Annotated in this window: 24 protein-coding genes; 16 read left to right on the plus strand and 8 right to left on the minus strand. The window is 39.1% G+C overall.

Going from position 1 to position 25691, the window contains the following annotated elements:
* Positions 1-3: 3 nt before the first annotated feature.
* The 3 genes from L2567_RS16630 (at position 4) to L2567_RS16640 (ending at position 2747) form a co-directional block, all read left to right on the plus strand.
* Positions 4-345 (plus strand): hypothetical protein, encoded by a 342-nt coding sequence (locus L2567_RS16630; RefSeq protein ID WP_235298939.1) that lies wholly within the window; start codon positions 4-6, stop codon positions 343-345.
* A gap of 64 nt (positions 346-409) precedes the next feature.
* Complete coding sequence (locus L2567_RS21175; protein ID WP_235298940.1) at positions 410-1495, plus strand: hemolysin family protein; 1086 nt, start codon at positions 410-412, stop codon at positions 1493-1495.
* Positions 1485-2747: a metal-dependent hydrolase family protein gene (locus L2567_RS16640; RefSeq protein ID WP_235298941.1), complete on the plus strand. Its 1263-nt coding sequence runs from the start codon at positions 1485-1487 to the stop codon at positions 2745-2747. The genes L2567_RS21175 and L2567_RS16640 overlap by 11 nt, the downstream gene beginning before the upstream one ends.
* A 16-nt stretch (positions 2748-2763) precedes the next feature.
* Here L2567_RS16640 and L2567_RS16645 read toward each other — a convergent pair whose 3' ends face one another.
* Positions 2764-4065, minus strand: coding sequence for a NupC/NupG family nucleoside CNT transporter (locus L2567_RS16645; RefSeq protein ID WP_235298942.1), 1302 nt, complete (start codon positions 4063-4065; stop codon positions 2764-2766).
* A 68-nt stretch (positions 4066-4133) separates the two neighbouring features.
* Between L2567_RS16645 and L2567_RS16650 the strand changes: the two genes are divergently transcribed.
* Positions 4134-4751 carry a uridine kinase family protein gene (locus tag L2567_RS16650; protein WP_235298943.1) on the plus strand — a complete coding sequence of 206 codons (618 nt, stop codon included), beginning with the start codon at positions 4134-4136 and terminating at the stop codon, positions 4749-4751.
* 277 nt (positions 4752-5028) lie between these two features.
* Here L2567_RS16650 and L2567_RS16655 read toward each other — a convergent pair whose 3' ends face one another.
* The gene (locus tag L2567_RS16655) at positions 5029-6015 is read right to left on the minus strand and encodes a hypothetical protein (RefSeq protein WP_235298944.1); all 987 of its coding nucleotides are present in this window, start codon (positions 6013-6015) and stop codon (positions 5029-5031) included.
* A gap of 233 nt (positions 6016-6248) precedes the next feature.
* Between L2567_RS16655 and hisG the strand changes: the two genes are divergently transcribed.
* The 9 genes from hisG to L2567_RS16700 all read left to right on the plus strand — a co-directional run bounded on the left by hisG (position 6249) and on the right by L2567_RS16700 (position 14196).
* Complete coding sequence (gene hisG / locus L2567_RS16660) at positions 6249-7109, plus strand: ATP phosphoribosyltransferase (RefSeq protein ID WP_235298945.1); 861 nt, start codon at positions 6249-6251, stop codon at positions 7107-7109.
* Positions 7106-8380, plus strand: a complete 1275-nt coding sequence (hisD, locus tag L2567_RS16665; protein WP_235298946.1) for a histidinol dehydrogenase — start codon at positions 7106-7108, stop codon at positions 8378-8380. Before hisG ends, hisD begins: the two co-directional genes overlap by 4 nt.
* The gene (gene hisC, locus L2567_RS16670; protein WP_235298947.1) at positions 8377-9405 is read left to right on the plus strand and encodes a histidinol-phosphate transaminase; all 1029 of its coding nucleotides are present in this window, start codon (positions 8377-8379) and stop codon (positions 9403-9405) included. Before hisD ends, hisC begins: the two co-directional genes overlap by 4 nt.
* Positions 9402-10499, plus strand: coding sequence for a bifunctional histidinol-phosphatase/imidazoleglycerol-phosphate dehydratase HisB (gene hisB, locus L2567_RS16675; RefSeq protein ID WP_235298948.1), 1098 nt, complete (start codon positions 9402-9404; stop codon positions 10497-10499). The genes hisC and hisB overlap by 4 nt, the downstream gene beginning before the upstream one ends.
* On the plus strand, positions 10500-11084 hold the full coding sequence (hisH, locus tag L2567_RS16680) for an imidazole glycerol phosphate synthase subunit HisH (RefSeq protein WP_235298949.1): 585 nt from the start codon (positions 10500-10502) through the stop codon (positions 11082-11084).
* Complete coding sequence (gene hisA / locus L2567_RS16685) at positions 11081-11809, plus strand: 1-(5-phosphoribosyl)-5-[(5-phosphoribosylamino)methylideneamino]imidazole-4-carboxamide isomerase (protein ID WP_235298950.1); 729 nt, start codon at positions 11081-11083, stop codon at positions 11807-11809. Before hisH ends, hisA begins: the two co-directional genes overlap by 4 nt.
* Positions 11809-12567 carry an imidazole glycerol phosphate synthase subunit HisF gene (hisF, locus tag L2567_RS16690; RefSeq protein ID WP_235298951.1) on the plus strand — a complete coding sequence of 253 codons (759 nt, stop codon included), beginning with the start codon at positions 11809-11811 and terminating at the stop codon, positions 12565-12567. The genes hisA and hisF overlap by 1 nt, the downstream gene beginning before the upstream one ends.
* A gap of 1 nt (position 12568) precedes the next feature.
* Positions 12569-13177 carry a bifunctional phosphoribosyl-AMP cyclohydrolase/phosphoribosyl-ATP diphosphatase HisIE gene (gene hisIE, locus L2567_RS16695; RefSeq protein ID WP_235298952.1) on the plus strand — a complete coding sequence of 203 codons (609 nt, stop codon included), beginning with the start codon at positions 12569-12571 and terminating at the stop codon, positions 13175-13177.
* A gap of 80 nt (positions 13178-13257) precedes the next feature.
* On the plus strand, positions 13258-14196 hold the full coding sequence (locus L2567_RS16700) for an OmpA/MotB family protein (RefSeq protein WP_235298953.1): 939 nt from the start codon (positions 13258-13260) through the stop codon (positions 14194-14196).
* A 58-nt stretch (positions 14197-14254) separates the two neighbouring features.
* On the opposite strand, the gene L2567_RS16705 is transcribed toward L2567_RS16700, so the two are convergent.
* Both L2567_RS16705 and L2567_RS16710 read right to left on the minus strand, forming a co-directional pair.
* The gene (locus L2567_RS16705) at positions 14255-14629 is read right to left on the minus strand and encodes a hypothetical protein (protein WP_235298954.1); all 375 of its coding nucleotides are present in this window, start codon (positions 14627-14629) and stop codon (positions 14255-14257) included.
* Between the two features lie 192 nt (positions 14630-14821).
* Positions 14822-16132, minus strand: coding sequence for an APC family permease (locus L2567_RS16710; protein WP_235298955.1), 1311 nt, complete (start codon positions 16130-16132; stop codon positions 14822-14824).
* A 56-nt stretch (positions 16133-16188) separates the two neighbouring features.
* Between L2567_RS16710 and L2567_RS16715 the strand changes: the two genes are divergently transcribed.
* Entirely contained in the window at positions 16189-17490 is a 1302-nt protein-coding gene (locus L2567_RS16715; RefSeq protein WP_235298956.1) for a pyridoxal phosphate-dependent aminotransferase, read from the plus strand.
* A gap of 11 nt (positions 17491-17501) precedes the next feature.
* On the opposite strand, the gene ppk1 is transcribed toward L2567_RS16715, so the two are convergent.
* The 3 genes from ppk1 to L2567_RS16730 are packed head-to-tail and all read right to left on the minus strand — an operon-like array spanning position 17502 to position 22312.
* On the minus strand, positions 17502-19598 hold the full coding sequence (gene ppk1 / locus L2567_RS16720; protein WP_235298957.1) for a polyphosphate kinase 1: 2097 nt from the start codon (positions 19596-19598) through the stop codon (positions 17502-17504).
* Positions 19599-19602: 4 nt separating this feature from the next.
* Positions 19603-20493, minus strand: coding sequence for a DUF72 domain-containing protein (locus L2567_RS16725; protein ID WP_235298958.1), 891 nt, complete (start codon positions 20491-20493; stop codon positions 19603-19605).
* A 4-nt stretch (positions 20494-20497) separates the two neighbouring features.
* Positions 20498-22312: a TonB-dependent receptor plug domain-containing protein gene (locus L2567_RS16730; protein WP_235298959.1), complete on the minus strand. Its 1815-nt coding sequence runs from the start codon at positions 22310-22312 to the stop codon at positions 20498-20500.
* 104 nt (positions 22313-22416) lie between these two features.
* Between L2567_RS16730 and tpiA the strand changes: the two genes are divergently transcribed.
* The gene (tpiA, locus tag L2567_RS16735) at positions 22417-23172 is read left to right on the plus strand and encodes a triose-phosphate isomerase (RefSeq protein WP_235298960.1); all 756 of its coding nucleotides are present in this window, start codon (positions 22417-22419) and stop codon (positions 23170-23172) included.
* Between the two features lie 6 nt (positions 23173-23178).
* On the opposite strand, the gene L2567_RS16740 is transcribed toward tpiA, so the two are convergent.
* Complete coding sequence (locus L2567_RS16740) at positions 23179-23742, minus strand: DUF6580 family putative transport protein (RefSeq protein ID WP_235298961.1); 564 nt, start codon at positions 23740-23742, stop codon at positions 23179-23181.
* Positions 23743-23785: 43 nt separating this feature from the next.
* Between L2567_RS16740 and L2567_RS16745 the strand changes: the two genes are divergently transcribed.
* On the plus strand, positions 23786-25630 hold the full coding sequence (locus L2567_RS16745) for a M1 family metallopeptidase (protein ID WP_235298962.1): 1845 nt from the start codon (positions 23786-23788) through the stop codon (positions 25628-25630).
* The last annotated feature ends 61 nt before the right edge of the window (positions 25631-25691 follow it).

Below are 25691 nucleotides of genomic sequence, written 5' to 3' on the forward strand. Positions count from 1 at the left end.
GTTATGACAGCATATTCCGTTTATGTCGTTGAATTATCTCGGAAAGTGTGGACAGAGAACCGCAAGTTTCGTGAAGCCAATCCTCAGTTTAATGGTGTCGTGGAATGCCTTTATGTCGGAATGACCAGTCTAACTCCTGAACAAAGATTTAAAAAACATAAAACCAATGCGAGATCTTTAAAAGGACATAAAATTGCCTCAAATTTGGTACTGAAGTACGGACTTTATTTAAGGCCAAGTCTTTATCGACATCTCAACCCTATGAATAAAACTCAGGCTATGGATATGGAGGTACAGCTTAGCAAGATATTGAAAAGACAAAGGTACGCAGTCTGGTACAACTAGAAGTATCAGCAATAAAATCTCGAACTTAGTAAAGGAATATTAACTTTGTAAGAAAAACAAGAACGTGCTCTTACTTTTCATCTATTTTGCCATTTCGATTGGCTTTTCTTTTTTGTGTTCCATCCTTGAAGCTGTTCTTTTAAGCATTACACCGTCTTATGTGACACAACAGGTGCAATCTAATACCAGTACCGGAATTCTTTTAAGCCGATACAAGGATGATTTGGATAAACCTTTGTCTGCGATCTTGACTTTAAATACGATTGCTCATACTATAGGTGCGATCATGGTAGGTGTACAAGCCAGCAATCTATTTGGAGAAACGGAGATCCCACTACCAGGAGGATTCCACCTTAGTTACGAAGCTCTAATCGCAGGCTTAATGACTTTTTTCATCTTGGTGCTTTCTGAAATTATTCCCAAGACAATCGGTGCCAATAATTGGCGATCACTAGCTCCATTTACAGCCAAAACATTAAGGGTCATTATTTGGATTTTATATCCTTTTGTATGGTTAAGCAAGCTGATAACCGGAATGTTAAAAAGTGATAAATCAGCCTCTGTATTAAGCAGAGCAGACTTTGCTGCTATTGCTTCAGTAGGTAAAGAGAGTGGTGCGTTAGCCGCTGAAGAGTCAGAAATCATAAAAAACCTTTTGAATTTTGAGCGAAAAATGGTCAGAGATATTATGACTCCTCGGACAGTGGTGTACATGGTTCAGAAAGATACCACTATCAAGTCTTTTATTGAAAATCCTAAAAGCTCCACATTTTCGAGGATACCTATCTTTGGTAATGATAAAGATGATATTACCGGCATTGCTTTAAGAGATGATATTCTTTTAAGCTATCTAAAAGAACGTAGGGAAAATGATACCATTGAGAATGTAGCCAGAGCTGCGAAGTTCGTTTCTCCACAAATGAAATTACATGATCTGTTTAATCAGCTGACTGCTGAGAAGCAGCATATGTTTATTGTTCGCGATGAGTTTGGAAATGTAGTGGGAGTGGTCACGATGGAGGATGTTTTCGAAACACTATTGGGAAAGGAGATCGTTGATGAATCTGATAAAGTGGTTGATCTTCAAGCTTTAGCCAAGGATCGATTGAAGAAGGAGGAGGCGGCACAACAAAAAAGCAATGATCAGTAGAATATATCTATTTATCTTATTATTTACCAATGTTTTAAGTGCACAGACATCAAGCTATACTCTAATTAACGCTGATTGGGTTTTCGACGGGGAAAACATGCATGAGAATTGGCAAGTTCTGGTGCTGGAGGATCTTATTGTAGAAGTAGGTGCTAAAGTTTCTATTCCTACAGGAGCCAAAATAACCACATTGGATTTTTCGGAAAGTACACTCATGCCAGGTATGATAGAAGGGCATTCTCACTTGCTTCTTCATCCCTATAATGAGACAGATTGGAATGATCAAGTATTAAAGGAGTCACATGCGGAAAGAGCGATAAGAGGAGCAAATCATGCCAAAGCGACACTGAATTCGGGATTTACCACAGTGAGAGATCTGGGTTCAGAAGGTGCTGGCTATGTGGATGTAGGTCTTAAACAAAGCATTGAAAAAGGAATCATTCCGGGACCGCGAATGATTGTTGCTGGCAAAGCCATTGTCACCACGGGAAGCTATGGGCCTAAAGGATTCCATGAGTTTGTCAAAGTTCCTTTAGGTGCTGAACCAGCTGATGGCTATGATGATATCATTAAAGTCGTAAGAGATCAAATAGGTCATGGAGCTGATTTGATAAAGGTTTATGCAGATTATCGTTGGGGACTTGGAGGTACGGCTATGCCTACTTTCACTCAGGAGGAATTGGAACTGATGGTCAAAATTGCGGAGAGTAGCGGCCGTAAAGTAGTCGCCCATGCTGCCAGTGCAGAAGGAATGCGTAGAGCAACTTTGGCTGGAGTGAGTACAATTGAACATGGAGATGGCGGTACAAAGGAGGTCTTTGAATTAATGCGTGAAAAGGGTGTGGCGCTTTGTCCCACTCTTGCGGCAGGCGATGCGATTATGCAATATAGAGGTTGGAAAAAAGGTGTGGACGAAGAACCCAAAAGAATAAAAGATAAAAAGGCTTCTTTCACACAAGCGCTGCAGTCTGGAGTAACCATAGTAGCTGGTGGAGATGTAGGCGTCTTTACACATGGTGAAAATGTAAGAGAACTAGAAATGATGGTTGAATATGGTATGAATAGCATGGAGGTTTTGAAATCAGTTACATCAGTAAACGCCAACGTGTTTGGATATGGTGCAGAGATCGGTAGTTTGCGCAAAGGACTTAAAGCTGATCTGGTGGTAGTCAAAGGCAATCCGCAGGAAGACATTTCTAATCTTCGAAATGTGGAGTGGGTGATGCAAAATGGTCAAGTGGCAAGAGAATAAATTGCCCCTTATGATATTAGGTTAAAATTCCTGCTATCGCAGCTGTAAGAAAACAAGCAATGGTCCCTCCAATCAAAGACTTCAAACCCAGTTCAGTTAAGTTTTTTCTTTGACCCGGAGCTATGGCACTAATACCTCCAATTTGAATGCCTATAGAAGCAAAGTTGGCAAAACCACAAAGCGCGTAAGTCGCAATGATAATTGACTTTGGATTTAAATCAATACCAGCCTCTCTGATATTATTCAATTCTGCATAGGCAAAAAATTCATTCAGTATGGTTTTTTGCCCTAGAAGTTGACCTACTAGTAAAATATCTTCTCCTGGAGTGCCCAGTATCCATGCAAAGGGAGCAAATAACAATCCCAGAATAAAGGTAAAATCGAAACCCTCGAAGCGCCCATCCGTAAAGCTATAAACCCAATCATTTAAACCAGTCCAGGAGCCTACAAATTTTAACATGATGGCATTTGCAAGTGCAATTATGGCTGTAAATACCAGTAGCATAATGCCCACATTCACGGCTAGTTTTAAACCATCAGTGGTTCCTTGAGAAATGGCGTCCAGGACATTATTGGCACTGGAGCCCTCCATTTTCATCTGATCTTCGATTTCTTTGTTCTCAGTCTCGGGAAGGAGAATTTTCGCCGCTACAATTGCGGCTGGAGCGGAAATAATTGATGCTGTCAGCAAGTGCTTTGCGAAGTAAGCTTGCATCACGGGGTCTGCACCTCCCAGAAAGCCAATGTATGCAGCAAAAACACCACCGGCAATGGTTGCCATTCCACCGGTCATTAAACACAGAATTTCCGACCTGGTCATGTTTTCGAGATATGGTTTTACAACCAAAGGAGCTTCCGTTTGCCCGATAAAGACATTTGCAGCTGCAGCAAGACTTTCAGGGCCCGATAAACCCATTGTTTTAGTCATTACCCATGCCATGGCATACACTACTTTTTGAAGAATTCCGAAGTAGTAAAGCATGGCTGAAATGGCAGAAAAAAATACAATGGTCGGAAGTACCTGGAAAGCAAAAATATACCCAAAGGAATCTATTCTGGTCACCAGGTCACCGAAGATAAACTCAGCGCCGGCACTTGAAAACTGAAGTAACTTGGCAAACATATCAGCGATCCAATCAAAGGCACTATTGATAAAAGGCACTTTTAGCAGAAGTATCGCAAGCAAGAATTGAAGGCCTATTCCTATTCCGACGATCTTCCAACTGATTTGCTTCTTCTTTGAACTAAAAAGAAAGCAAACGATAATAAGCACGATTATTCCTAGCAGCCCTCGTAACAAGCCCGAAAAAAACTCCATATCTGTGTTTAAGGCTGGGAAAATAGCTAAATTTTTTAATATTTGTTCCAATTAATACTTCAGAGCAGATGGAACAGCCAATAGTCATAGGAATCAGTGGGGGAAGCGGCTCCGGAAAGACTTCGTTTATTCGGAAATTGAGATCGGTATTTACGACTGAAGAAATATGCATTGTATCTCAAGATGACTATTATAAACCGAGAAGTGAGCAAATAGAGGATGCAAAAGGAGTAAAAAACTTTGATCTTCCTGTTTCTATTAATGACCAGGAACTTATTTATGATATACACGCCTTAAAGGAAGGCAAGACTGTCACCAGACCAGAATATACTTTCAATAACGATCAGAGGAAACCATCAGTCATCACATTGAAATCAGCGCCTGTGATTGTGGTTGAAGGTTTATTTGTACTCCATTTCGAAAAGATCAGAGCTATACTCGACTACAGTATTTTTATCGAGGCACGTGAAAACTTGAAAGTAATTCGGAGGATTAAAAGGGATCAATTGGAGAGAAATTATCCGTTGGAAGATGTATTATACCGTTATGAAAACCATGTCATGATTGCTTTTGACAAATATATTAAACCCTATAAAGAATTAACGGACATCGTGATTAATAATAATGTGAGCTTTGATAAAGGATTTGAAATTCTAGCAGGTTTTATAAAAACAAAGACAGCTTAGAATAGGAGGGGAGAGAAAAAAATCAAGATCAAAGAGCAGAGATCTCCTTTTTGTAGTAATTCAGAAAATCGGTTACAGGCTTATTCCTTAATTTCGGTTTCTAAAGAATGTAAAAACGATTTCAACCACTCTTATCACTTGACGGCTAACTTTTTTCTTAAAAGTGTCAACTTTATTCTTTGGTTCGTTTTGAGCAGAAAATATGGACTTTACCATACCATTTATATATGTAAATTTAATATAAAATATCAAATTCTAAAGGATTCTTGTGAATTTTTTAGACGGTAATCCATCTAATAAAAAAGACAAGTGCTATACTGACTACCAGTCCAAAGGTCACTTTACCTAAGTCCATCAAGACACCTTTAATTTCTATCATCGTCAGCTTTTTATCCAGTCGCCACCTCACAGCAATTTCTCTACCAGCCAGCAACCCTATAAATACCCAGGTCGTACTCATGGGAATATTATTCACTTCTTTGAAAAAGAACAAAACAATACCATATATCAAATCTATGATGGTTGCAGACCTTATGTCGGATGTATTGGTCTTTGATTTAACTATTTTTTGAATGGCACCACCTTTCACATAAAAAATGAAGGCCAGCATCGTTAGCAGAATTATTAATGATATGATAAGTGAAGTACCGCCCAGTTGCCGCGGGAGGTATACGTATATGTTAGCAAAGTCTTGAGCTAGCCATTGTGTCCATAGAAATCCCGTGGAACACCATTGCAGGAACGTCCAAATCTGTCTTTGTCTAGTGCTTATAGGGTTTTCTATAAACTTTTTTTCAAGCACTCGGGAAATGATCATGTAAACAATGATCGCAGCACCAAAGGCAACCGCATAGCCAATAACAGACTTAATCACCATATCCTCCAGACCTGCTGGCTTAAAAAAAGTAAGTATGAGAAAGGAAGTACTGACTGGAATTCCCCATCTGGTAATGAAAAGCAATACTAAGGGCGGTAAAAGATAATACCATGCGAAAGGGTCTGGTAAAGGATATTTGGGATTTTCCAAACTGTATTCTGGAGGGTCACCTATCAGACGCAGGTATGATACATCGCCATTATTGACGACCCAACTATAAATTAAAGTAGCAGTAAGAATAGTTCCTGCAAAGATATAAAGGACCCACCATGGACGCTTCTCATTGGAACTCATGAATGTTCCAAGGGTCTGAATCACATCATTTCCTATTACAGAAAAGGATGCCATTAAGAAACCAGTCCACATTACAAAAAGGGAAAAATCCATCTAAACCTTATAATTAGCCGCTAAAATAAACTTTCATATGTTAACTTAATGATAATTTTTTTTCAACAAATCTTTTATATATTTGTCTTACAATAATGAAATATATTACAACACATACTCATCATCATCTAATCGTACCGCTGCAGGTAGTTAGTTGACGTATGTGTTCAATGCATAAAAATCCTACCTGTCTTCAGGTAGGATTTTTTTATTTAACAAAATAATGATTTCGAATGCAAGAAAGATTGAATGTCGCAGTTCAGAAAAAAGGGAGGTTATTTGATGGGTCACTGGAGTTACTCAAGGCTGGTGGAATTTCAATCAACAATGGTAAGGATCAATTAAAGGCGAGCTCACATAATTTTCCTTTAGATGTGCTCTATCTGAGAAATTCTGACATTCCACAGTATGTCGTAGATGGTGTGGCGGATTTAGGTGTTGTAGGCGAAAACCTATTGGTGGAAAATGATGCTGATGTAGAAGTAATCGAAAAACTAGGTTTTTCTAAATGTAGACTATCTATAGCCTTACCTAAAGAAGCTCCATATAATGATATTTCTGATCTGAAAGGTAAAAAGATTGCCACATCCTATCCGGTTACCTTGCAAAAATTTCTAAGAGAACGGAACATTGAAGCTGAAATTCATGTCATTTCAGGATCTGTAGAGATTGCTCCTAACATTGGTCTATCTGATGCAATTTGTGATTTGGTGAGCAGCGGTTCCACTCTGTTTAAAAATGGATTGGTTGAAAAAGAAGTGATCTTGAAGTCCCAGGCTGTTTTAGTGAAAAACAAGCACTTATCAAAGGATAAAGAAGCGCTTATTGAACAGGTCGCTTTTAGGATAAGAACCACGCTTAAAGCTCGCAAATCCAAATATATCCTTTTAAATGCACCCAAGGATAAAGTACAGGAAATCAGTGATTTGTTGCCTGTACTAAAAGCTCCTACGGTACTTCCATTAGCGCTGGAAGGTTGGTGTTCTATCCATTCTGTGATTGAAGAAGATAAGTTTTGGGAAGTCATCGATCAGTTAAAAGCAGCAGGAGCAGAAGGAATTCTAATTGTACCTATCGAAAAAATTGTCGTATGATCATTGATAGGCCTAAAAGAAATGAATGGTCACAGCTTGTCAAGAGACCAGAGCTTGACCAGCGAGATCTCACTGAAGTTATCTCAGACATATTTGACGCAGTAAAAGATAAAGGAGATATAGCGCTTAAGAAATTTACTTTAAAATTTGATGGCGTTGAAATTGAGAATGTTAAGGCTGAAGAATCAACCGAAGATATTTCAGAGCAATTGAAGGATGCAATCGATGTCGCCAGCGCCAACATCCATAAATTTCATGAATCACAGGCTTTGCCTCCAAATATGGTGGAGACTTCTCCAGGAGTGGTATGTTGGCAGGAAAGTAGAGCCATCGAAAAGGTTGGTCTTTACATTCCAGGTGGTACAGCACCATTGTTCTCTACTGTGCTGATGTTGGCCATTCCTGCTAAAATTGCCGGGTGCAGAGAGATTGTATTGTGCACTCCACCGGACCCACAAGGAAAGATTCATCCGGCTATTTCTTACGCGGCAAAGGTATCAGGAATTACTGAAGTTTTTGCGCTAGGAGGGTCTCAGGCCATCGCTGCTATGGCGGTAGGAACTGAGAGTATACCTAAAGTTCAAAAGATATTTGGACCTGGCAATCAGTATGTTACGGCTGCGAAAAAACATGCTCAATCATTAGGGACGGCGATTGACATGCCAGCCGGACCTTCAGAACTTCTCGTTATTGCATCTGAAAACTCAATCCCTAAATATGTTGCAAGTGACTTATTATCTCAGGCTGAGCATGGCGCTGATTCTCAAGTCATATGTCTTTCTCTTAGCAAGGCAAAACTAGAACAAATTTTGGCTGAAGTTGAAAAACAATTACAATACCTTCCTCGAAGCTCATTTGCCCGGCAGGCCATTCAAAATTCGAAGTTTCTGGTATTGAATTCATTTGATGAGTTGGTTGATTTTACGAATTTATATGCACCAGAACACCTCATTATTGCGGATGAAGATTTCGATAAATACATTTCCTATATAGAAAGTGCAGGCTCTGTTTTTTTAGGCAATTACTGCCCGGAGAGTGCAGGTGACTATGCATCTGGTACCAATCATACCCTTCCTACTGCGGGATTTGCAAGAAATTACAGTGGTGTGAATTTAGATGCTTTTGTGAAAAAGATCACCTTCCAAAAAATAAATAAAAGCGGAATACTCCATCTTGGACCTACCATTGAAATCATGGCGGAAGCAGAGGGTCTTGAGGGTCACAAGAATGCCGTTACCATCAGGTTGAACGATTTAAAGCGAGATTTATGAGGGCGATAGAGCAATTGATTAGGCCGGAACTCCTTTCCCTAAAGCCCTATTCTTCTGCGAGAGATGAATTTCAGGGGAGGGCGGACGTATTTATTGACGCTAATGAAAATCCCTTTGAAAATGGTGTCAATCGATATCCTGATCCACTACAGAGGGCATTGAAAAAGAGGATCAGTGAGATTAAGAACCTTCCTGAAGACCAAATATTTCTTGGTAACGGTTCTGATGAAGTTTTGGATCTGATCTTCAGACTATTCTGCGTACCGGGAAAAGATGCCGTGATCATCACACCTCCTACCTACGGTATGTATAAGGTATTGGCAGGAATTAACAATATTTTTGTGAAATCTGTCAATCTTACCTCAGATTTTCAACTTCAACACGATGCCATCTTAAAAACCTACGATAGAGAAACCAAACTTCTTTTTTTATGTAGTCCGAATAATCCGGTTGGAATAAGTTTACATCAAGATACAGTGGAGCATATAATCGACCAATTTCCAGGTATCGTTGTCATTGATGAAGCATATATTGATTTTTCAAATCAACCTGGCTTTATGGAATTGATCTCTGGTAAACCCAACCTTATAGTGGTGCAGACGCTTTCTAAAGCCTGGGGCATGGCGGGAATTAGATTAGGCATGGCTTTCACCAATTCCTACATCGTTTCGGCTTTGAATAAAATCAAACCTCCATATAATGTAAATGTTCTGACACAAAGAAGGTCCCTCCAAGGATTAGAGAACATAGGAGAGTTTACTAAGAATATTGAGATCATTAAGTCAGAAAAAGACCGCGTAGGTAAAATATTAGCAACCTTACCGATGGTGGAAAGAGTATTTGACAGTGATGCCAATTTTCTATTGGTTAAGTTTGACGACTGCATGAGGTACTTTAATGGACTCAAAAACGAGGGAATTATCGTCAGAGACAGATCTCAACAACAAGGATGTGCTGGATGTCTCCGAATAACCATAGGCACACCCGAAGAAAACGATAAACTGATCAAATGGCTGGTGAAATGAAAAGCGTACTGTTCTTAGATAGAGATGGTGTTTTGGCAAAGGAGCCTCCAATTGATTTCCAATTGGACAGCCTTGAAAAGCTTGAATTTATGCCAGGGGTGTTAAGGTACTTACCGGCTATATTAGAAAAACTTGATTTTGAAGTGGTGATGGTAACCAACCAAGATGGATTGGGAACAGATTCCTTTCCTGAACATACTTTCTGGCCAGCTCACCATAAGATATTGAAGGCACTTGAGCAAGAAGGTGTGAACTTCGATGATATTTACATTGATCGCAGTTTCGAACATGAAAACAAGAATACCCGCAAACCAGGTACTGGTATGTTGACTAAGTATCTCGAAGGGGATTATGATCTCGCCTCATCTTTTGTGGTAGGAGATCGACTTAGCGACATGAGACTGGCGGACAACCTGGGAGCCCAGGGGATCTTAATAAATAAAGATATTAACATAACTGGTAATTTCCACAAATGTGATACTTGGAAAGAAATTCATGATTTTTTAGTGCTTGAAAACAGAACCATCGAACATCAAAGAAATACGAAGGAAACAGAAATTAAGATTGTTTTAAATCTGGATGGAAGTGGGCAAGGTCGGTTCAAAACTGGCCTGGGATTTTTTGATCATATGCTCGAACAAATTTCAAAGCATGGAGCCATGGATTTGCAGGTTGATGTCAGTGGTGATCTGCAAGTAGACGAGCATCACACCATTGAAGATACAGGGATTGCTCTTGGAGAGGCGTTTTTGTTGGCCCTTGGAAATAAACTGGGGATAGAACGGTATGGTTATATGCTTCCGATGGATGATTGTCTGGCTCAAGTGGCTATAGATTTTGGAGGACGACCCTGGATTGTATGGGACGCTGAATTTAATCGGGAAAAAATTGGCGATATGCCGACGGAAATGTTTTTCCATTTTTTCAAATCGTTTTCTGACGCTTCAAAGTGTAATCTCAACATTAAAGCGGAAGGTAATAATGAACATCACAAAATAGAGGCCATCTTCAAGGCTTTTGCGAGAGCCATTCGCAAGGCAGTGAAACGTGACCCTGAATATATGGTTTTGCCCAGCACGAAAGGAAGTTTATAAATGAGTAAGGTAGTAATCATAGATTATGGAGCAGGCAATGTCCAATCCGTAAGATTTGCTTTAGAAAGACTAGGCGTCAATGCAGTTCTGACTAACAGAGCAGATGAGATTAGAACAGCCGACAAAATTATATTTCCGGGTGTTGGTGAAGCTAGAAGTGCTATGGATCAAATTAGCAAGAACAACTTGCATCAAGTGATTCCCACTTTAAAGCAACCTTTTTTGGGTATTTGTTTAGGTATGCAAATCATATGTTCTTTCTCCGAAGAAAGAAATACCAAATGTCTGGAAATATTTGAAGAAAAAGTAAGGCGTTTTCGGGTTTCTGGGAAAGTGCCACACATGGGCTGGAACACGGTAAATTTAAAGCCCTCTCTTTTACTTAAGGGAATAACAGACAATGCATACTTTTATTTTGTTCACAGTTATTACGCACCGATTTGTGAGCATACCATTGGATCCTGTGATTACGATGTTTCTTTTAGCGCCATATTAGAGAAAGATAATTTCTATGGATGTCAATTTCATCCGGAGAAAAGCGCTCAAAATGGTGAAAAGCTCATTCAAAATTTTTTAGAATTATGAGAATTATACCGGCGATCGACATCATCGAAGGCAAAGCAGTTAGACTTGAAAAAGGGAATTTTCTTAAGAAAAAGGTCTATGCTGATAAGCCATTGGAAGTGGCTAAAAGTTTTGAAGATCATGGTCTACGCTACTTGCATTTGGTAGATTTAGATGGTGCTAAAAGTGGACGTGTCATGCATCAAAAAATATTGGAAGAAATAAAATCCGGTACGTCATTAATAGTTGACTATGGAGGAGGGATCAGAACACTAGAGGACGGAGAATCCCTTAAGGATGCCGGTGCGGATCAAATCAACCTCGGATCAATCGCTGTTAAAAATCTTGTATTGACTGAGCGTTTTCTTAAGTCTTTCGGACCGGAATTTGTGATATTAAGTCCGGATGTCAAAGGAAAGCAAATTGCAATACATGGCTGGCAAGAAGAATCTGAGGTTCAAATCTTCGATTTCATAAAAGATTATCACCTCAAAGGCGTCAACTATTTTGTTTGTACAGATATTTCTAAAGATGGTATGTTAGCAGGTAGTTCAGTAGATCTCTATAAAGAGATCATTGATAGACAACCCGATATCAAATTGATCGCAAGCGGAGGAGTGACTAAGATACAAGAGCTGGAAGAATTAAAGGAATTAGGGGTCAATGGAGCCATTATAGGAAAAGCTATCTATGAAGGTAGAATGACCTTGCGAGATCTAGGCCATTTTATAAAAAGCCAGAGTTAATGCTAAGTAAGAGAATCATACCCTGTCTGGATATTAAAGATGGCAGAACCGTAAAAGGGGTTAATTTTTTAGACCTTGTAGATGCCGGGGATCCAGTAGAACAGGGACGAATTTACGCTGAACAAGGAGCAGATGAATTGGTTTTCTTAGACATCACTGCCACTGCCGATAAGCGTAAAACAATAGTAGACCTGGTCACCAAGGTGGCCAGGAATGTCAATATTCCATTTACCGTTGGTGGTGGAATAAGCAGTGTTGAAGATGCTTACGCAGCCCTCCAGGCTGGAGCTGACAAAGTAAGTATTAATTCCGCAGCAGTTCGAAGACCAGAGTTGCTAGATGAATGTTCCGCAAATTTTGGCAATCAATGTATCGTATTAGCGGTGGATGCTAAGTTTATAAAAGGGGAGTGGATTGTTCATTTAGTAGGTGGCCGCAAAGCGACTGAAGTAAGATTGTATCCATGGATAAAAGAAGCAGTTTCCAGAGGGGCAGGTGAAATATTATTTACGTCGATGGATCATGATGGGACAAAAAATGGTTTTGCAAATGAAAGTCTGAAAGAGATTTCTATGATGGTCGATGTACCCTTAATTGCCAGTGGGGGCGCAGGAAGTAAAATTCATTTCAAGGAGGTGTTCGAAAGGGGGCAGGCAGATGCTGCCTTAGCTGCCAGTGTTTTTCACTTTGGTGAAATCAGCATACCAGAATTGAAAGCCTATCTTGAAAAAGAAAAAATTAATGTTAGAATAAATTAAGATGATCAATTTAAAAAAACAACAGATCGATTTCAATAAAATGGATGGATTAGTTCCTGCAATCGTGCAGGATAGTCTGACCTCTAAGGTTTTGATGTTGGGATTTATGAATAAAGAAGCTTTTGATAAGACCTTAGAGGATAAAAGGGTGTGTTTTTACTCCAGAACTAAACAGCGACTCTGGACTAAAGGTGAAGAAAGTGGAAACTATCTATTGGTACAAGAAATGTTGTTGGATTGTGATCAAGACAGTATCCTTATCAAGGCCAATCCAAGCGGTCCAGTTTGTCATAAAGGTGATGATACATGTTGGAAGGAGATTAATCAATCAGATCACTTCATTTATGAGCTAGAAAAGATTGTTGAATCGCGAAAGGACGCCAATCCGCAGAATAGTTATACCGCCTCTCTATTTGCAAGAGGCATCAACAAGGTGGCTCAAAAGGTAGGAGAAGAGGCTGTCGAATTGGTAATTGAAGCCAAAGATGACAATGATGAACTGTTTCTCAACGAAGCAGCAGACCTCATGTATCACTATCTTGTGCTTTTAAAATATAAAGGCCTTGCTCTTTCTGACATTGACAAAAAACTAAAGGAAAGACACAAATAAAGATGATTTTTAGGCCTAAATGTTAAATTATTTCGCAGAAAAATAGAACTTTAAGTCTTATTCTAACTAAAATTTTAATTATGTATAAACTAAGTAAGGGCTTGGCACTGCTTTTAATGCTGGCCACGTTCACATCATCTTGTGTGAGCAAGAAAAAATTTGTAGATCTTGAAGCTTCAAAATCTGCACTTGAAATGAAATATGAACAACTAAGTGCAGAGAATGAGGAGTGTGAAGATGACAAAGAAACGCTTGAAACACAACTTGAAAATATGAAAGCGCAGATGCAAATGTCTGAAGCTCAGTATCAGTCTAATCTAAACGCTAAAGACGAGAAGCTTCGAATCGTTACGGAAGAATTGGAATATAATAAAAAAACCAATACCAACCTGCTTGACAGACTATCTGATCTTTCCGTAGTAAACAAAGCTGGAGCAGAAAGCATTAAAAAGTCTTTGGAGTCTCTCAATCAACAAAGCAGGTACATCCAGGATTTATCTAAAGATGCTCAGCGAAAGGATTCATTGAATCTTGCACTAGTGATGAACTTAAAGCGGTCTTTAGCTGATGTTAATGATTCTGACATTCAGATCGATGTCAAGAAGGGAGTGGTATTCATCTCTATATCTGATAAGTTATTATTTAGATCTGGTAGCGCAACTGTTAATAGTGAAGCTAAAAACGTGTTGGCTAAGGTTGCTAAGGTGGTTAATGATCATAGTAATTTTGATATCATTGTAGAAGGTCATACTGATAATAAAAAAGTGATCGAAGGTGCTACTTTCAGAGACAACTGGGATTTAAGTGTTCAAAGAGCAACTTCCGTTGTAAGAATCCTACAGAATGATTATGACGTCAACCCGGCTAGAATGACGGCTGGAGGAAGAAGTGAATATTTGCCTAAAGCCGACAACTCTACGGCAGATGGAAGAGCAACAAATAGAAGGACAGAAATCATCGTTACTCCTAGACTAGATGAGTTTTTCTCTCTTATGGCTAATTCAGCAGACGGAGAATAAAAGAAATCAGAGATAAAAAAAGGCGATTTGATCAAACAAATCGCCTTTTTTCGTTTTTTTAAATTTTCATGCCTAAAAAGTCGCATTCTTCAGTAACGATTCCGGCCACTTTCTGTTCGTAGTGGAGGGTTAGCGTTTCATCCAATACAGTCAAACTGCCAGTTGTTCCTGTACCAAGGGCTATATTGTCATCAACTTCCAGCTCGCAACCTTTTATGTCTACAACAAGCACATTTCCAAGGAACTCTACTTCAAGTGTTTTATCATCTCTTTTAGAAATGACGACACGAATATCATCTTGATCAGTGAGACCTAACATGCACTCTGCATCTCCCATATAGGTACCCGTAAAGTCTTCTGCTGGGCATTGTTCCTCTTTTCTACAAGATAGGATGAGCAGTACTGCACAAAGCAGGATTATAAATTTTTGCATAATAATTAAGTTTTCAAATAGTGTAACTGATAATCATAACGTTTTATTTTACAAGTTGTTGACATATAAACCTTAACGTATATTGAGCTCAACTTATGTAAAAGACCTATATTTTAAATATTTCAGTATTGAAATACTTAAGGAAGGTTTTATGCTCGACTCAAAGCATTAATGTTTGCAAAACTGGTTTTATTACCATTTATATTTTTTGAATAGCAAATAAATAGGTATGCCTAACAATGTGAGTCCTATGCCAGCAAAAGATTCAAAGGGTTGGAATATTAGAGTATTCAATATAAAAACAGAAGTGATGGATATGAATATCAATGGAATAATGGGATAAAGTGGAACCTTAAAGGGACGCTCTAATTCGGGCTTTCTGACTCTGAGAACCAGAACTGCCACGGCTGCAAGTGCCATAAAGGCCACATCCATAAAAGTAGCATAGGTGATAATGCTTTTGAAAGTCTTTCCTGCGATAATAATGATAATAGCCCATATACCTTGTAGCATAATGGCATTAACAGGTGTGTTAAATCTAGCATGTACTTTACTTAAGGATTGCAGAAATACGCCATCTTTAGCCATCGCGTAGTATACCCTTGGTGCAGACATGGAATAAATACTGATCGTACCGAAGATCGAAATCAGAACTATTCCAGATACTAACTTACCGCCCATTTCCATGTATTGTGATACTGCATCTCCAGCGACTCTTCCTGAGGCTGCCATCTCTTCAAGGGGTAAAAAAATCATGTAGGCGCAATTAATCAAAATGTACACTATGGTGACGATTAAGGCTCCCAATATCATTGCCTTTGGGACATTGATCGTCGGATTGACTGTTTCAGAAGCCAGGTATGAAGCATGATGCCATCCACCAAATGACCAGAGCACTCCTATCAAAGCAAGAAAAAAAGCTGAAATTAAATGACCATCAAACGACAAAGCACCCTGCCATTCTGGACTTGGTTGATCACCTAAAAGATAACTAAAGGAAAATAGAACGATGAGAATCATCGCACTTAACTTTAGTACAGTAAACACATTTGAAAATAGTTGACTGATGTTAACCCCTAAACAATTAACCATACTTAAGAGTGCAATCAATATGATGGAAATATATAATTTGTATGCTTCCAGAAGAGGAAAAAAGAATACCAGGTAATCTGAGAAAGCCATTGACAATGCAGCTAATGCTCCAGTATTTACTGCGAGGAGTATGATCCATCCGTATAGGAATCCAAATATTTCTCCATAAGTCTCGCGAAGGAAAACATAAACTCCTCCAGCTTTTGGGAACATGCTTCCTAATTCAGCTAGTGACAATGCGCCGGTAAAGGCGATTACACCGCCGCAAACCCATACCATGATGATCCAAAATTGATTTGGAATGGCTTGTGCTACAACAGCGGGAGTGACAAAGATGCCGGCACCTATGCATGATCCTACCGCGATCATAGTGAGTCCAAAGAGGGTTATCTTCTTTTGCAGCTTATCCATTCCGAATCAAAATACAATTTTCTTTTATCTTCGCACCTTCCTTAAATACGAATCACATGAGGCAGGATTTGATTAGCCCGGGAGCTAAAGAATTACAATATGAAATCAGGGGTATTGTAAAAAAAGCAGAGCAACTGGAACGTCTAGGTTTACAGGTTTTCAATGAAAATATAGGTGATCCGATCGCTAAAAATCACAAGATGCCTTTGTGGATTAAGGATATTTTGAAAGATCTTTTAGATAGAGACGAAACATACGGTTATTGTCATTCGAAAGGTGTTTTTGAAACAAGATCTTATTTAGCGAAAAAGAACAATGAGAAAAATGGTGTACAGATAACCCCTGAGGATATTATTTTTTTCAATGGCCTCGGAGACGCGATTTCTAAAGTATACCAATTTCTTTTGCCTAATTCAAGAGTGATCGGGCCTTCACCTGCTTATTCTACCCATTCCTCAGCTGAAGCCGCTCATGCCAATGATCAACCAGTGACCTATTACCTCGATCCTGATAATGGCTGGTTACCCGATTTGCAGGATCTGTATTTAAAAGTGAAGTACAATCCTAATATTGTTGGAATACTCATTATCAATCCAGATAACCCTACCGGGATGGTATATCCTGAAGAAGTTTTGCTTAAAATGATTGCCATTGCAAAAGAGTTTGACTTATTCATCATTGCAGACGAAATATATCTTAATATTCTATATAATGGCGCTATTTCTAAGTCAATAGCAGAATTGATTGGTGATCTTCCGGCCATTTCCATGAAAGGCATATCTAAAGAGATTCCGTGGCCTGGTGCAAGATGTGGATGGACTGAGTTTTACAATCGAGAGAAAGACCCAGCATTTGCTCGATTGTGCAAAGCGTTGGAGGATGCGAAAATGATTGAAGTTTGTTCTACAAAACTTCCGCAAATGGCCATTCCACTAATTATGGAACATCCGAATTATGCAAAGTACCGACAAGAGGTAAATAAAAGAATTGGGGAGAGGAGCGTCATTATTTCCGAAATTCTTAAGGATGTGAAAGGTATTAGATTTAATCCTACCTATGGGGCCTTTTATAATACCATTATTTTTGACGAGGGAGTGCTTCATCGTAATCAATCTCTCAAAGTCCAGAACGAACAAATGGCGAAACTTCTGGATATTTGGCTGAAAGATGATATTTCATTGGACAAACGGTTTGTTTATAATCTGCTGGTTTCCAAGGGAATTTGTGTGGTTCCGGTTTCTTCTTTTTGCTCAGATCTTCTTGGATTCAGAGTAACTCTCTTAGAGGAAGACGAACAGAAGCTCAGATATATTTTTAACGAAATAAAGTCAGGAATCGAAGAGTACCTGAAGCTCTGAAATGCTGTATTTTATTCTATGATTTCTTCTTCTACCTCTTCTTGCTGGAATATTTCATTCAGTCTCTTCATGTAATAGTAAGTTTCGGTCTGTGATCTGATGGCCAGATCGTCTTTATCTGACTTGTATTCATTGTTTTTCTCATGATGTATAAGTCTGGCTTTGACATTGTCAGAGAGTTGAATTCGGATTAGGTCCAATAAAACTTGTCTGATATCTTCATCATAGATGGGCAGTACAGTTTCAATTCTGTGATCAAGATTACGTACCATCCAGTCCGCAGAAGAAATGTAAATGTCCCTTTTACCTTGATTGTAGAAAATGAAAATTCTGGCGTGCTCAAGAAAGCGATCCACGATGCTGATCGCCTCAATATTTTCGCTAAGTCCCGGAATTCCCGGTTTAAGGCTACAAATACCTCTGATAATCAATTTAATCTGAACTCCTGCCTTAGAAGCTTTGTAAAGTTCATCTATCATCATTGGATCTTGTAAGCTATTCATCTTTAAAACAATCAAGGCTTCTCCACCATCTCTTGCAATCCTTATTTCTTTTCTTATCAATTGTATGAGCTGTTCTTTCATACCGAATTTTCCAACCAGTAAATGTTTGAATGGGGTAGTCGGTTTTTTCTGCATTTCCAGATAAGAAAATAGCCTGGTTACTTCATTGGTAATCCTGGTGTCTTTTGTGAAAATTCCGATATCAGAATAGATCTTAGCGGTGTCTTCATGAAAATTGCCTGTACTTAAATAAGCATAGATACTGGGCTTGGTTTCTTCAATTCTTCTGACAATGGCCATTTTAGCGTGTACTTTAATACCCGGAATACTGTAGTAGACATTGACGCCAGCAGCTTCCAGTTTCTCTCCCCATTGTAGATTTGCTTCTTCATCAAACCTGGCTTTGACTTCAATAAAAGCTGATACATGCTTGCCCAAACTAACAGCCTCTAAGAGTGCATTCATGATTCTAGACACACTTGCAACCCTGTATTGTACGATTTTTATGTGCGTGACATTCGGATCGACTGCGGCCTGTTCGAAAAATTGAATGACTGATTCATAGGATTGGTAAGGCACATGAATAAAGTGATCACGCTCTGAGATACGATTGAAAATATTCTTACCTTCTAAAGCAGGGTAGGGAAGTGGAGGAAAAGGTATATTGGTCAAATGCTTGTGACCAAAAGACGGGAACTTGAAAAAATCAAAATTGTTGTGGTATCGACCTTCCGGTAGTAAGTCAAATTCACCTAAATCAAAAACCTTAATCAGATATTTCAAGAAGGGTTTGTCCATTTCCCGATCGTATACCATGCGAGAGGCCGGTCCTACCTGTCTCTTGTTGAGTGAATGCTTGATTTTAGCGATTAAGTCTCCGGAGTATTCATCGTCGATATACAGTTCAGCATCACGTGTCAATTTGATGGAATACGTGTCGATAATCTCATAACCGGGAAATATCCATTTGACACAGTGTCTGACGATGTCGTCCAGAAGTATCAACTCATTAAATTTGTCTTCTGATGAAGGGAGAATGATGAAACGATCCAATTGATCTGAAGGAATTTTAACGATGGCATAATTCACCTTATCGTTAGACCTATCCCTCATGTGAATGGCCAAGTACAAAGAAGCGTTATTGAGAAAAGGTTTGATCTTGTCTTCTACAAGGAGTACCGGCTGTACAAATGGCAAAAGATTTTGATTAAAATAGTCTTCTACGAAAGCTTTTTGTTCCTCATTGAGATCTAGTCTTCTGAGAACTCTGATTCCGTTCTGCTCTAATTCCGGTATAAATTGATTTTCAAAGATAGAGCTGATTTCCTCCTGCTGCCTGTTAACCTTGTCAAGTATCTGTTTTAATAATGCTTCTGGTGCAAATTCTAATTCTCTTTTCGTTTTTTTACCGGCTCTCATTAGATTACGATGATTCGCCACTCTAACTCTAAAAAATTCGTCCAGATTAGAAGAGTATATGGCCATGAACTTTATTCTTTCAAGTAAGGGAAGCGACTTGTCTTTGGCTTCCTGCAATACCCTGTAATTAAAATCCAGCCAGCTCAGATCTCTGTGGATGTAGTTTTCTAACACTTCTTCAGCCATAGTTCTAAGAAAATAAATTAGGTTGTTCTTGAATTAATTTCGGTCCTCGTTGGTCAATATATTGAATATTTTCTAATTCTTTGCTGAAGATTTCAGCTATTTCAGGTGTTTTCAGATTGTCAGGTTCATGAAGCATAAAATACACTTCCTGAACGCCATATTGCTTCCAAGTTTTAATCCTTTCCTTCCATTCTAATATTCTAGCGTAATCCGATGGGTGAAGCCCATTACCTACCCACCTTATGAAGACTTTAGGTCCATTCAATGTCATGTGCATGAGGTCTCTGCGTCCGCTTACATCTGTAATCAAAGGGGTACAATGATATTGTGAAAGGATGTCAATATAGGCTTCAAAATAATTCTCATTGTTATGCATCTCCTCATTTCTAAGCTCTATTGCCAATGGTATTTCTTCTGGCCATGACTTTAAAAATGATTTTAGATACGGAAGGCTTTCATATTTAAAATAGGGTGGTAATTGTAGAAATGTCTGCCCCATTTTTTTTCCCAACTTCGAAAGTTGGACGATAAAATTGTTTACGAGGTTTTCATTGCTTAGCATATTATGACGATGAGAAATCGCTTGTAGAACTTTGGGACAAAAACGGAAATCATCCGGAGTCTCATTTACCCATGTCTCAATCGTTTGATCACTTGGCGTTCTATAATGCGTGGCATTCAATTCAATAGAATTAAATTGCTTTCCATAGTGTCTGATAAAATCGGCCTTTTTAGCCTTTTCTGGATACAACACTCCTTTCCATTCGTTCTTATTCCATGAAGTAGCCCCAGTATATATTTTGATACTATCTGAGGGATCTGCCTCGAATATTACTCGGTCCTCTGGCAAGGTGAAATCTACCTGATCTATATTTTCAAGTTTTCCAAACTTCATTTGATCAATACATCTTAAAACTTGTACCTATTACTATCCACCTTCCTGGCATCGGAACCAGATTAGTCTCCTTGTATTCTTCATCAAAAACATTGTTGATGTCTACAAATGCTTTAAATCTTTTGAATTGCTTGCTTAGCCTCACATCTAAAAGTTGATAATCGTTGAGATTCACTCTATCAAGATAGCGATATGTAATATTCGCATAAAAATACTGAGCATTAAAACTGCCCAGATAAGTCAATTGATGCCTGAGATTCTCTAACAAATAGCGTGATTCTGCGGCATCACTTGATTCAATGACAGCATCTATGTAAGTGTAGTTAATTTTTTGATAACCCAGAATTGAAAGACCTGATATGTATCCGAGATTTACACTAAGGGAAGCCTCAAACCCATTGACCGGTACCCGATTCAGGTTCACAGGTGTCCATTTAGGAGAGACAAGAGTATCTCGCGTCCAATCAATTAAGTCATTGCCAATTCTTCTAAAGGCAGCTAATTGCAGATTAAAATTCCTTCCCAACCTCTTCACACCTATCTCTGAGGTCAAGGCCGTCTCCGGTTTTAAGTCAGCATTCCCTTCATTCGCAGGGTCGGTATAAAATCTATCTGTATAAGAAGGCACCCGATAGGTCGTTCCCACACTTCCATATAGCATGAAATTGCGACTAAAATTATAAGATGCATCTGCACCGTAAAAGAAATGGGGACCAAAATCAGTAAAATACTGAAACGATATGCCGGGAGTAAGGCTGAACTTTCCGTAATCCAGTCGTTGTTCCACGTAAGCACTGACCAATTGGCGTTTTCTCGTTCCTAAATTCGTACTGACCAGATTTTCATTTCTAAACTCGATTCCCAATCCAGTCGTTCCTAAATCATTGATGTAGGACGTATTCACTTCAGCCCCCAGATTATTACCAATATGCATATTGCGATATAAACTTGGGTTGCTTCGGACAAAAATATACTCATCCTGATTTCGTCTCCAGTAAACTTTTGGCTTTATAATCCATGCTCCCCTAAGAATTTTACTTTGCAATCCAACAATGCTGGTTTGTACTTCTTCATATTGATCGCGGAAGTTTGGACTGGCATAGAAACCATTAGCCCCAAATTCCCGCTCGGTAAATCCGGCAAAAAGTGAAGTTTCGGCCCCACTTACAACAAATTGATTCTGATAAATGAAGTTTGTAATGTCGTAATCTGTATTATATCGATAACCTTCACTTACATTCCTATTAATGGATAGATATTGGTCTGTTAGCTTGCTGGGTAACGACATTTCTAAACCCATTCCCAATAACTGGTTTTGCCCTCCTTTAAAATGGATGGTACCCTTCAGTTCGTCAGGAACTTTGGTAATAATGTTCACGACTCCTGCAAATGCGTTCTGTCCGTAAATTCTGGCGGCAGGGCCTTTGATGATTTCGATTCTTTCAATGTTCTCCGGAGAAATCGGGAGGTTCATCACATGATGTCCGGTCTGAGGATCGGTCATTTTTAGACCATTGATTAGAATGAGCGTTTGCTCAAAGCCTCCACCCCTAATTCCTATATCTGCCTGAACACCATGAGGACCTCTTTGACGAATGTCTACACCAGTAGCAAATTGAAGTATACCAGCTACATCTCTTGCAGGAATCTTGGCAATTTCTTCAGCTCTAATAACTTCTATGGATCGGCTGTCCTCTAAGAATGGCATTGATATGCGATCTGAATAAAGCATAATGTCATCCAGTACAAGAGTCGTATCTACGCTTTGACTTGATAATAAAGATGGTACAATTAGTAGGATTAATATAAAATTCTTCATCTCCTTTTCCGTAAAATTTGCCTCAAAAGTAAGCTAATTACTTAATTAGTTAAACTGATTTCATTTAAAACTATATATTCGAACTCGAAACGAAAAATGTGAAAATGTCTAGATTGAAAATCGCTGCCGGAAATTGGAAAATGAATAAAACCTTTGAAGACGCAATGCAATTGTCTCGCGCAATAGCTAATGCTTCGAGGGATGAATCGGTTTTAACCATTTTAGGAGTGCCGTCCATTTACCTTAAAATGATTGTAGATCAAGTACTATATGTTGAAGGGTTAGAGGTAGCAGCACAAAATTGTCACTCCCAGCCTTCTGGCGCATACACAGGTGAAATCTCAGCACCTATGCTTGCTTCCATTGGTGTGAAATACGTTATTCTGGGTCACTCCGAAAGAAGAGCAGATTTTGCAGAAAGCAATAGCGAACTGGCCGAGAAAGTGGATATCGCCCTGGAAAATGATTTGATTCCTATTTTTTGTTGTGGAGAATCACTTCAGATTAGAAAGAGTGGTAAACACCTCGAGTATGTGACTGACCAATTAAAAGACAGTCTATTTCATCTTACAGAGCAACAATTTTCGAAATTGATTCTTGCTTATGAACCCATCTGGGCAATAGGAACGGGTGAAACAGCAACTCCAGAGCAAGCACAGGAAATGCATGCTCATCTGCGAAATGCCATCTCCCTTCAGTACTCACAAGAAATTGCAGCTCAGGTACCGATTCTATATGGAGGTAGTGTAAAACCTTCTAATGCAGTAGAGATATTCTCACAGCAGGATGTAGACGGTGGCTTAGTCGGAGGCGCTTCCTTGAAATCAGATGATTTCACAAGGATTATCAATTCATTTTAATGATCCTTAACTCAGTCTGGCAAGTACATTAATCTCGCGATGCACGATTAATTCATAAGCTCCAAACAAAATAAAGGTGTATACCAGGTTACCGATAAGGTGACCGCTCAAAAATGGCAAACCTGCTACGTAGGAAGCCATAAGACCTCCAAGATTTTGTGGATATACCGGATTTGCAATCCATGAACCAAAATTGGTAACAAGAAAGAAAATGATGGTGGAAAATAATACACTACCTAGTAAGCGAGGTGCTGTGATTTTGTGCAATAAACCCATTCCCACCACAACCATTAGGGCTGTACCTAAGTAGGTATAGATCATGAAATCAGAAAATAAAACAAAGCCTTCGTGATCGGGGAAAAAAGCTCTGTACAAAGTATTGTTGAGCATCACATCTGTCACAAATAGAACGGCAATAGGAACTAATATGGCCAAATATTTCTTTTTAAAGTAAGCTCCTCCCAGAAGTGCCATGCCCGCTATAGGTGTAAAATTGTATCCGTGAGGTATAAATCTCGATACCGCTGCTATGATAATTAGTAAGGTAAGTACGATAATATTTCTCTTCACGCTAAGTATTTTTATCTTGCAAAACTAACAAAATAAAGGTTTAATGAAGAATTTAATGATTGTGATTTTGGTGATAACCAGTCCCATGATCTATACTCAGGACTGTTATTGGCAGCAAGAAGTGGATTATAAGATGGATATTGACTTCAATGTTTCGAAGCATCAATATAGTGGTAAGCAAATATTAAAATATACCAATAATTCACCCGACACACTACATCGGGTATTTTATCACTTATATTTTAATGCCTTCCAGCCCGGAAGTATGATGGACGAAAGATCCAGAACTATTCAAGATCCGGATCCTCGTGTAAGTACACGCATTTCGAAGCTAAAAGAGGATGAGATTGGCTTTCAGAAGGTTCAAAGCCTAAGGCAGGATGGTAACGACCTGGAATTCGAAACAGAAGGCACCATTCTAGAGGTAGAACTCAATGAAGCAATATTACCTGGATCATCAACCGTTTTCGAAATGGAGTGGGAGGCACAGGTTCCATTGCAAATCAGGAGATCCGGCCGGGACAACAAGGAAGGTATATCTTATTCTATGACACAATGGTATCCCAAATTAGCGGAGTACGATCATATGGGTTGGCATGCTAATCCTTATATCGGAAGAGAATTCCATGGTGTATGGGGCGACTTTGAGGTCAATATTACCATGGATTCGAAATATAAGATGGGTGCAACAGGATTATTGCAGAATGCCAATGACATTGGCTATGGTTACCAGGCCAGTGATCTTGGACAGCCAAAACTAGACAGCAAAGTAACGTGGAACTGGAAAGCTGAAAATGTGATAGATTTTGCCTGGGCAGCCGACCCGGACTACCAACATATTAGCAAGGTGGCTCACGATGGGACCATGATGCACTTCATATTTCAGCCAGGAGAAGAGACCAGTGAAAACTGGGCGATGTTGCCAGTCATTATGGATGAAGCACTTCGTTATATGAATAAGAATTACGGTCAGTATCAGTATCCTCAATATACTTTCATTCAAGGTGGCGATGGCGGTATGGAGTATCCGATGATTACTTTAATAACTGGTGGGAGAAGCCTGACCAGTTTAGTAGGTGTAAGTGTTCATGAATGGATGCACAGTTGGTATCAGTTTATGTTGGCTACCAATGAAAGTTTGTACCCCTGGATGGATGAGGGTTTCACGAGTTTTGCTTCTTCTGAAATCATGAATCATTTGAGATCAAAGGGATTAATTCCCGGCGAAGCGGTCGATAATCCGCATGTTAGAAGCACGCAAGGTTATGCCATGTTTTCTCAATCTGGAATCGAAGAGCCACTGAGCACACACTCTGACCATTACAACACCAATACGGCTTATGGTCAGGGCGCTTATACCAAGGGCAGTGTGTTCTTAAGTCAATTAGAATACATCATTGGTAATGAACCTTTTCGAAGAGGGTTGTTAAGGTATTTCAATGAGTGGAAGTTTAAGCATCCAACCCCTAATGACATCATCAGAATCATGGAGAAGGAATCTGGAATAGAATTAGACTGGTACAAAGAATATTTAGTCTACACCACCAAGTATATTGATTATAAAGTGTCCAATGTCATGGCAGAAAACAATAACACAAAGATTGTTCTGGAGCGAATCGGTGACATGCCAATGCCGATAGAGGTTGAAGTAAAGAAAAAAGATGGTGACATCGTGCTACACTATATTCCAATGCGAATTATGCGGGGTGAAAAGAGTTTTAGTCAAAAAAACGTAATCACTCATGAAGATTGGCCATGGACACACAGAACTTATGAATTCATGATAGATGTAAAGCCATCTGAAATAGAATCTGTTAAAATAGATCCTTCCGGAAGAATGGCAGATGTCGATCTAAATAATAGCGAGCAGATGTTCCGAGGGAAGTAATTAGATTTTCAACTGATCATCTGGTTTACGAACTCATCGATATAAAATTTAAAAAGGCCCT

The sequence above is a fragment of the Portibacter marinus genome, from assembly GCF_021533195.1.
In the GTDB taxonomy this organism is placed as follows: Bacteria; Bacteroidota; Bacteroidia; order Chitinophagales; family Saprospiraceae; genus Portibacter; species Portibacter marinus.

Coding starts and splice junctions, on each gene's coding strand:
- hisB (WP_235298948.1), top strand. CDS start 9,402: ATGAAAAGCGTACTGTTCTTAGATAGAGATGGTGTTTTGGCAAAGGAG.
- L2567_RS16655 (WP_235298944.1), bottom strand. CDS start 6,015: ATGGATTTTTCCCTTTTTGTAATGTGGACTGGTTTCTTAATGGCATCC.
- ppk1 (WP_235298957.1), bottom strand. CDS start 19,598: ATGGCTGAAGAAGTGTTAGAAAACTACATCCACAGAGATCTGAGCTGG.
- tpiA (WP_235298960.1), top strand. CDS start 22,417: ATGTCTAGATTGAAAATCGCTGCCGGAAATTGGAAAATGAATAAAACC.
- L2567_RS16710 (WP_235298955.1), bottom strand. CDS start 16,132: ATGGATAAGCTGCAAAAGAAGATAACCCTCTTTGGACTCACTATGATC.
- hisIE (WP_235298952.1), top strand. CDS start 12,569: ATGATCAATTTAAAAAAACAACAGATCGATTTCAATAAAATGGATGGA.
- hisG (WP_235298945.1), top strand. CDS start 6,249: ATGCAAGAAAGATTGAATGTCGCAGTTCAGAAAAAAGGGAGGTTATTT.
- L2567_RS16745 (WP_235298962.1), top strand. CDS start 23,786: ATGAAGAATTTAATGATTGTGATTTTGGTGATAACCAGTCCCATGATC.
- L2567_RS16725 (WP_235298958.1), bottom strand. CDS start 20,493: ATGAAGTTTGGAAAACTTGAAAATATAGATCAGGTAGATTTCACCTTG.
- L2567_RS16715 (WP_235298956.1), top strand. CDS start 16,189: ATGAGGCAGGATTTGATTAGCCCGGGAGCTAAAGAATTACAATATGAA.
- L2567_RS16650 (WP_235298943.1), top strand. CDS start 4,134: ATGGAACAGCCAATAGTCATAGGAATCAGTGGGGGAAGCGGCTCCGGA.
- L2567_RS16630 (WP_235298939.1), top strand. CDS start 4: ATGACAGCATATTCCGTTTATGTCGTTGAATTATCTCGGAAAGTGTGG.
- hisH (WP_235298949.1), top strand. CDS start 10,500: ATGAGTAAGGTAGTAATCATAGATTATGGAGCAGGCAATGTCCAATCC.
- L2567_RS16700 (WP_235298953.1), top strand. CDS start 13,258: ATGTATAAACTAAGTAAGGGCTTGGCACTGCTTTTAATGCTGGCCACG.
- hisD (WP_235298946.1), top strand. CDS start 7,106: ATGATCATTGATAGGCCTAAAAGAAATGAATGGTCACAGCTTGTCAAG.
- L2567_RS16645 (WP_235298942.1), bottom strand. CDS start 4,065: ATGGAGTTTTTTTCGGGCTTGTTACGAGGGCTGCTAGGAATAATCGTG.
- hisF (WP_235298951.1), top strand. CDS start 11,809: ATGCTAAGTAAGAGAATCATACCCTGTCTGGATATTAAAGATGGCAGA.
- hisC (WP_235298947.1), top strand. CDS start 8,377: ATGAGGGCGATAGAGCAATTGATTAGGCCGGAACTCCTTTCCCTAAAG.
- hisA (WP_235298950.1), top strand. CDS start 11,081: ATGAGAATTATACCGGCGATCGACATCATCGAAGGCAAAGCAGTTAGA.
- L2567_RS16640 (WP_235298941.1), top strand. CDS start 1,485: ATGATCAGTAGAATATATCTATTTATCTTATTATTTACCAATGTTTTA.
- L2567_RS16705 (WP_235298954.1), bottom strand. CDS start 14,629: ATGCAAAAATTTATAATCCTGCTTTGTGCAGTACTGCTCATCCTATCT.
- L2567_RS16730 (WP_235298959.1), bottom strand. CDS start 22,312: ATGAAGAATTTTATATTAATCCTACTAATTGTACCATCTTTATTATCA.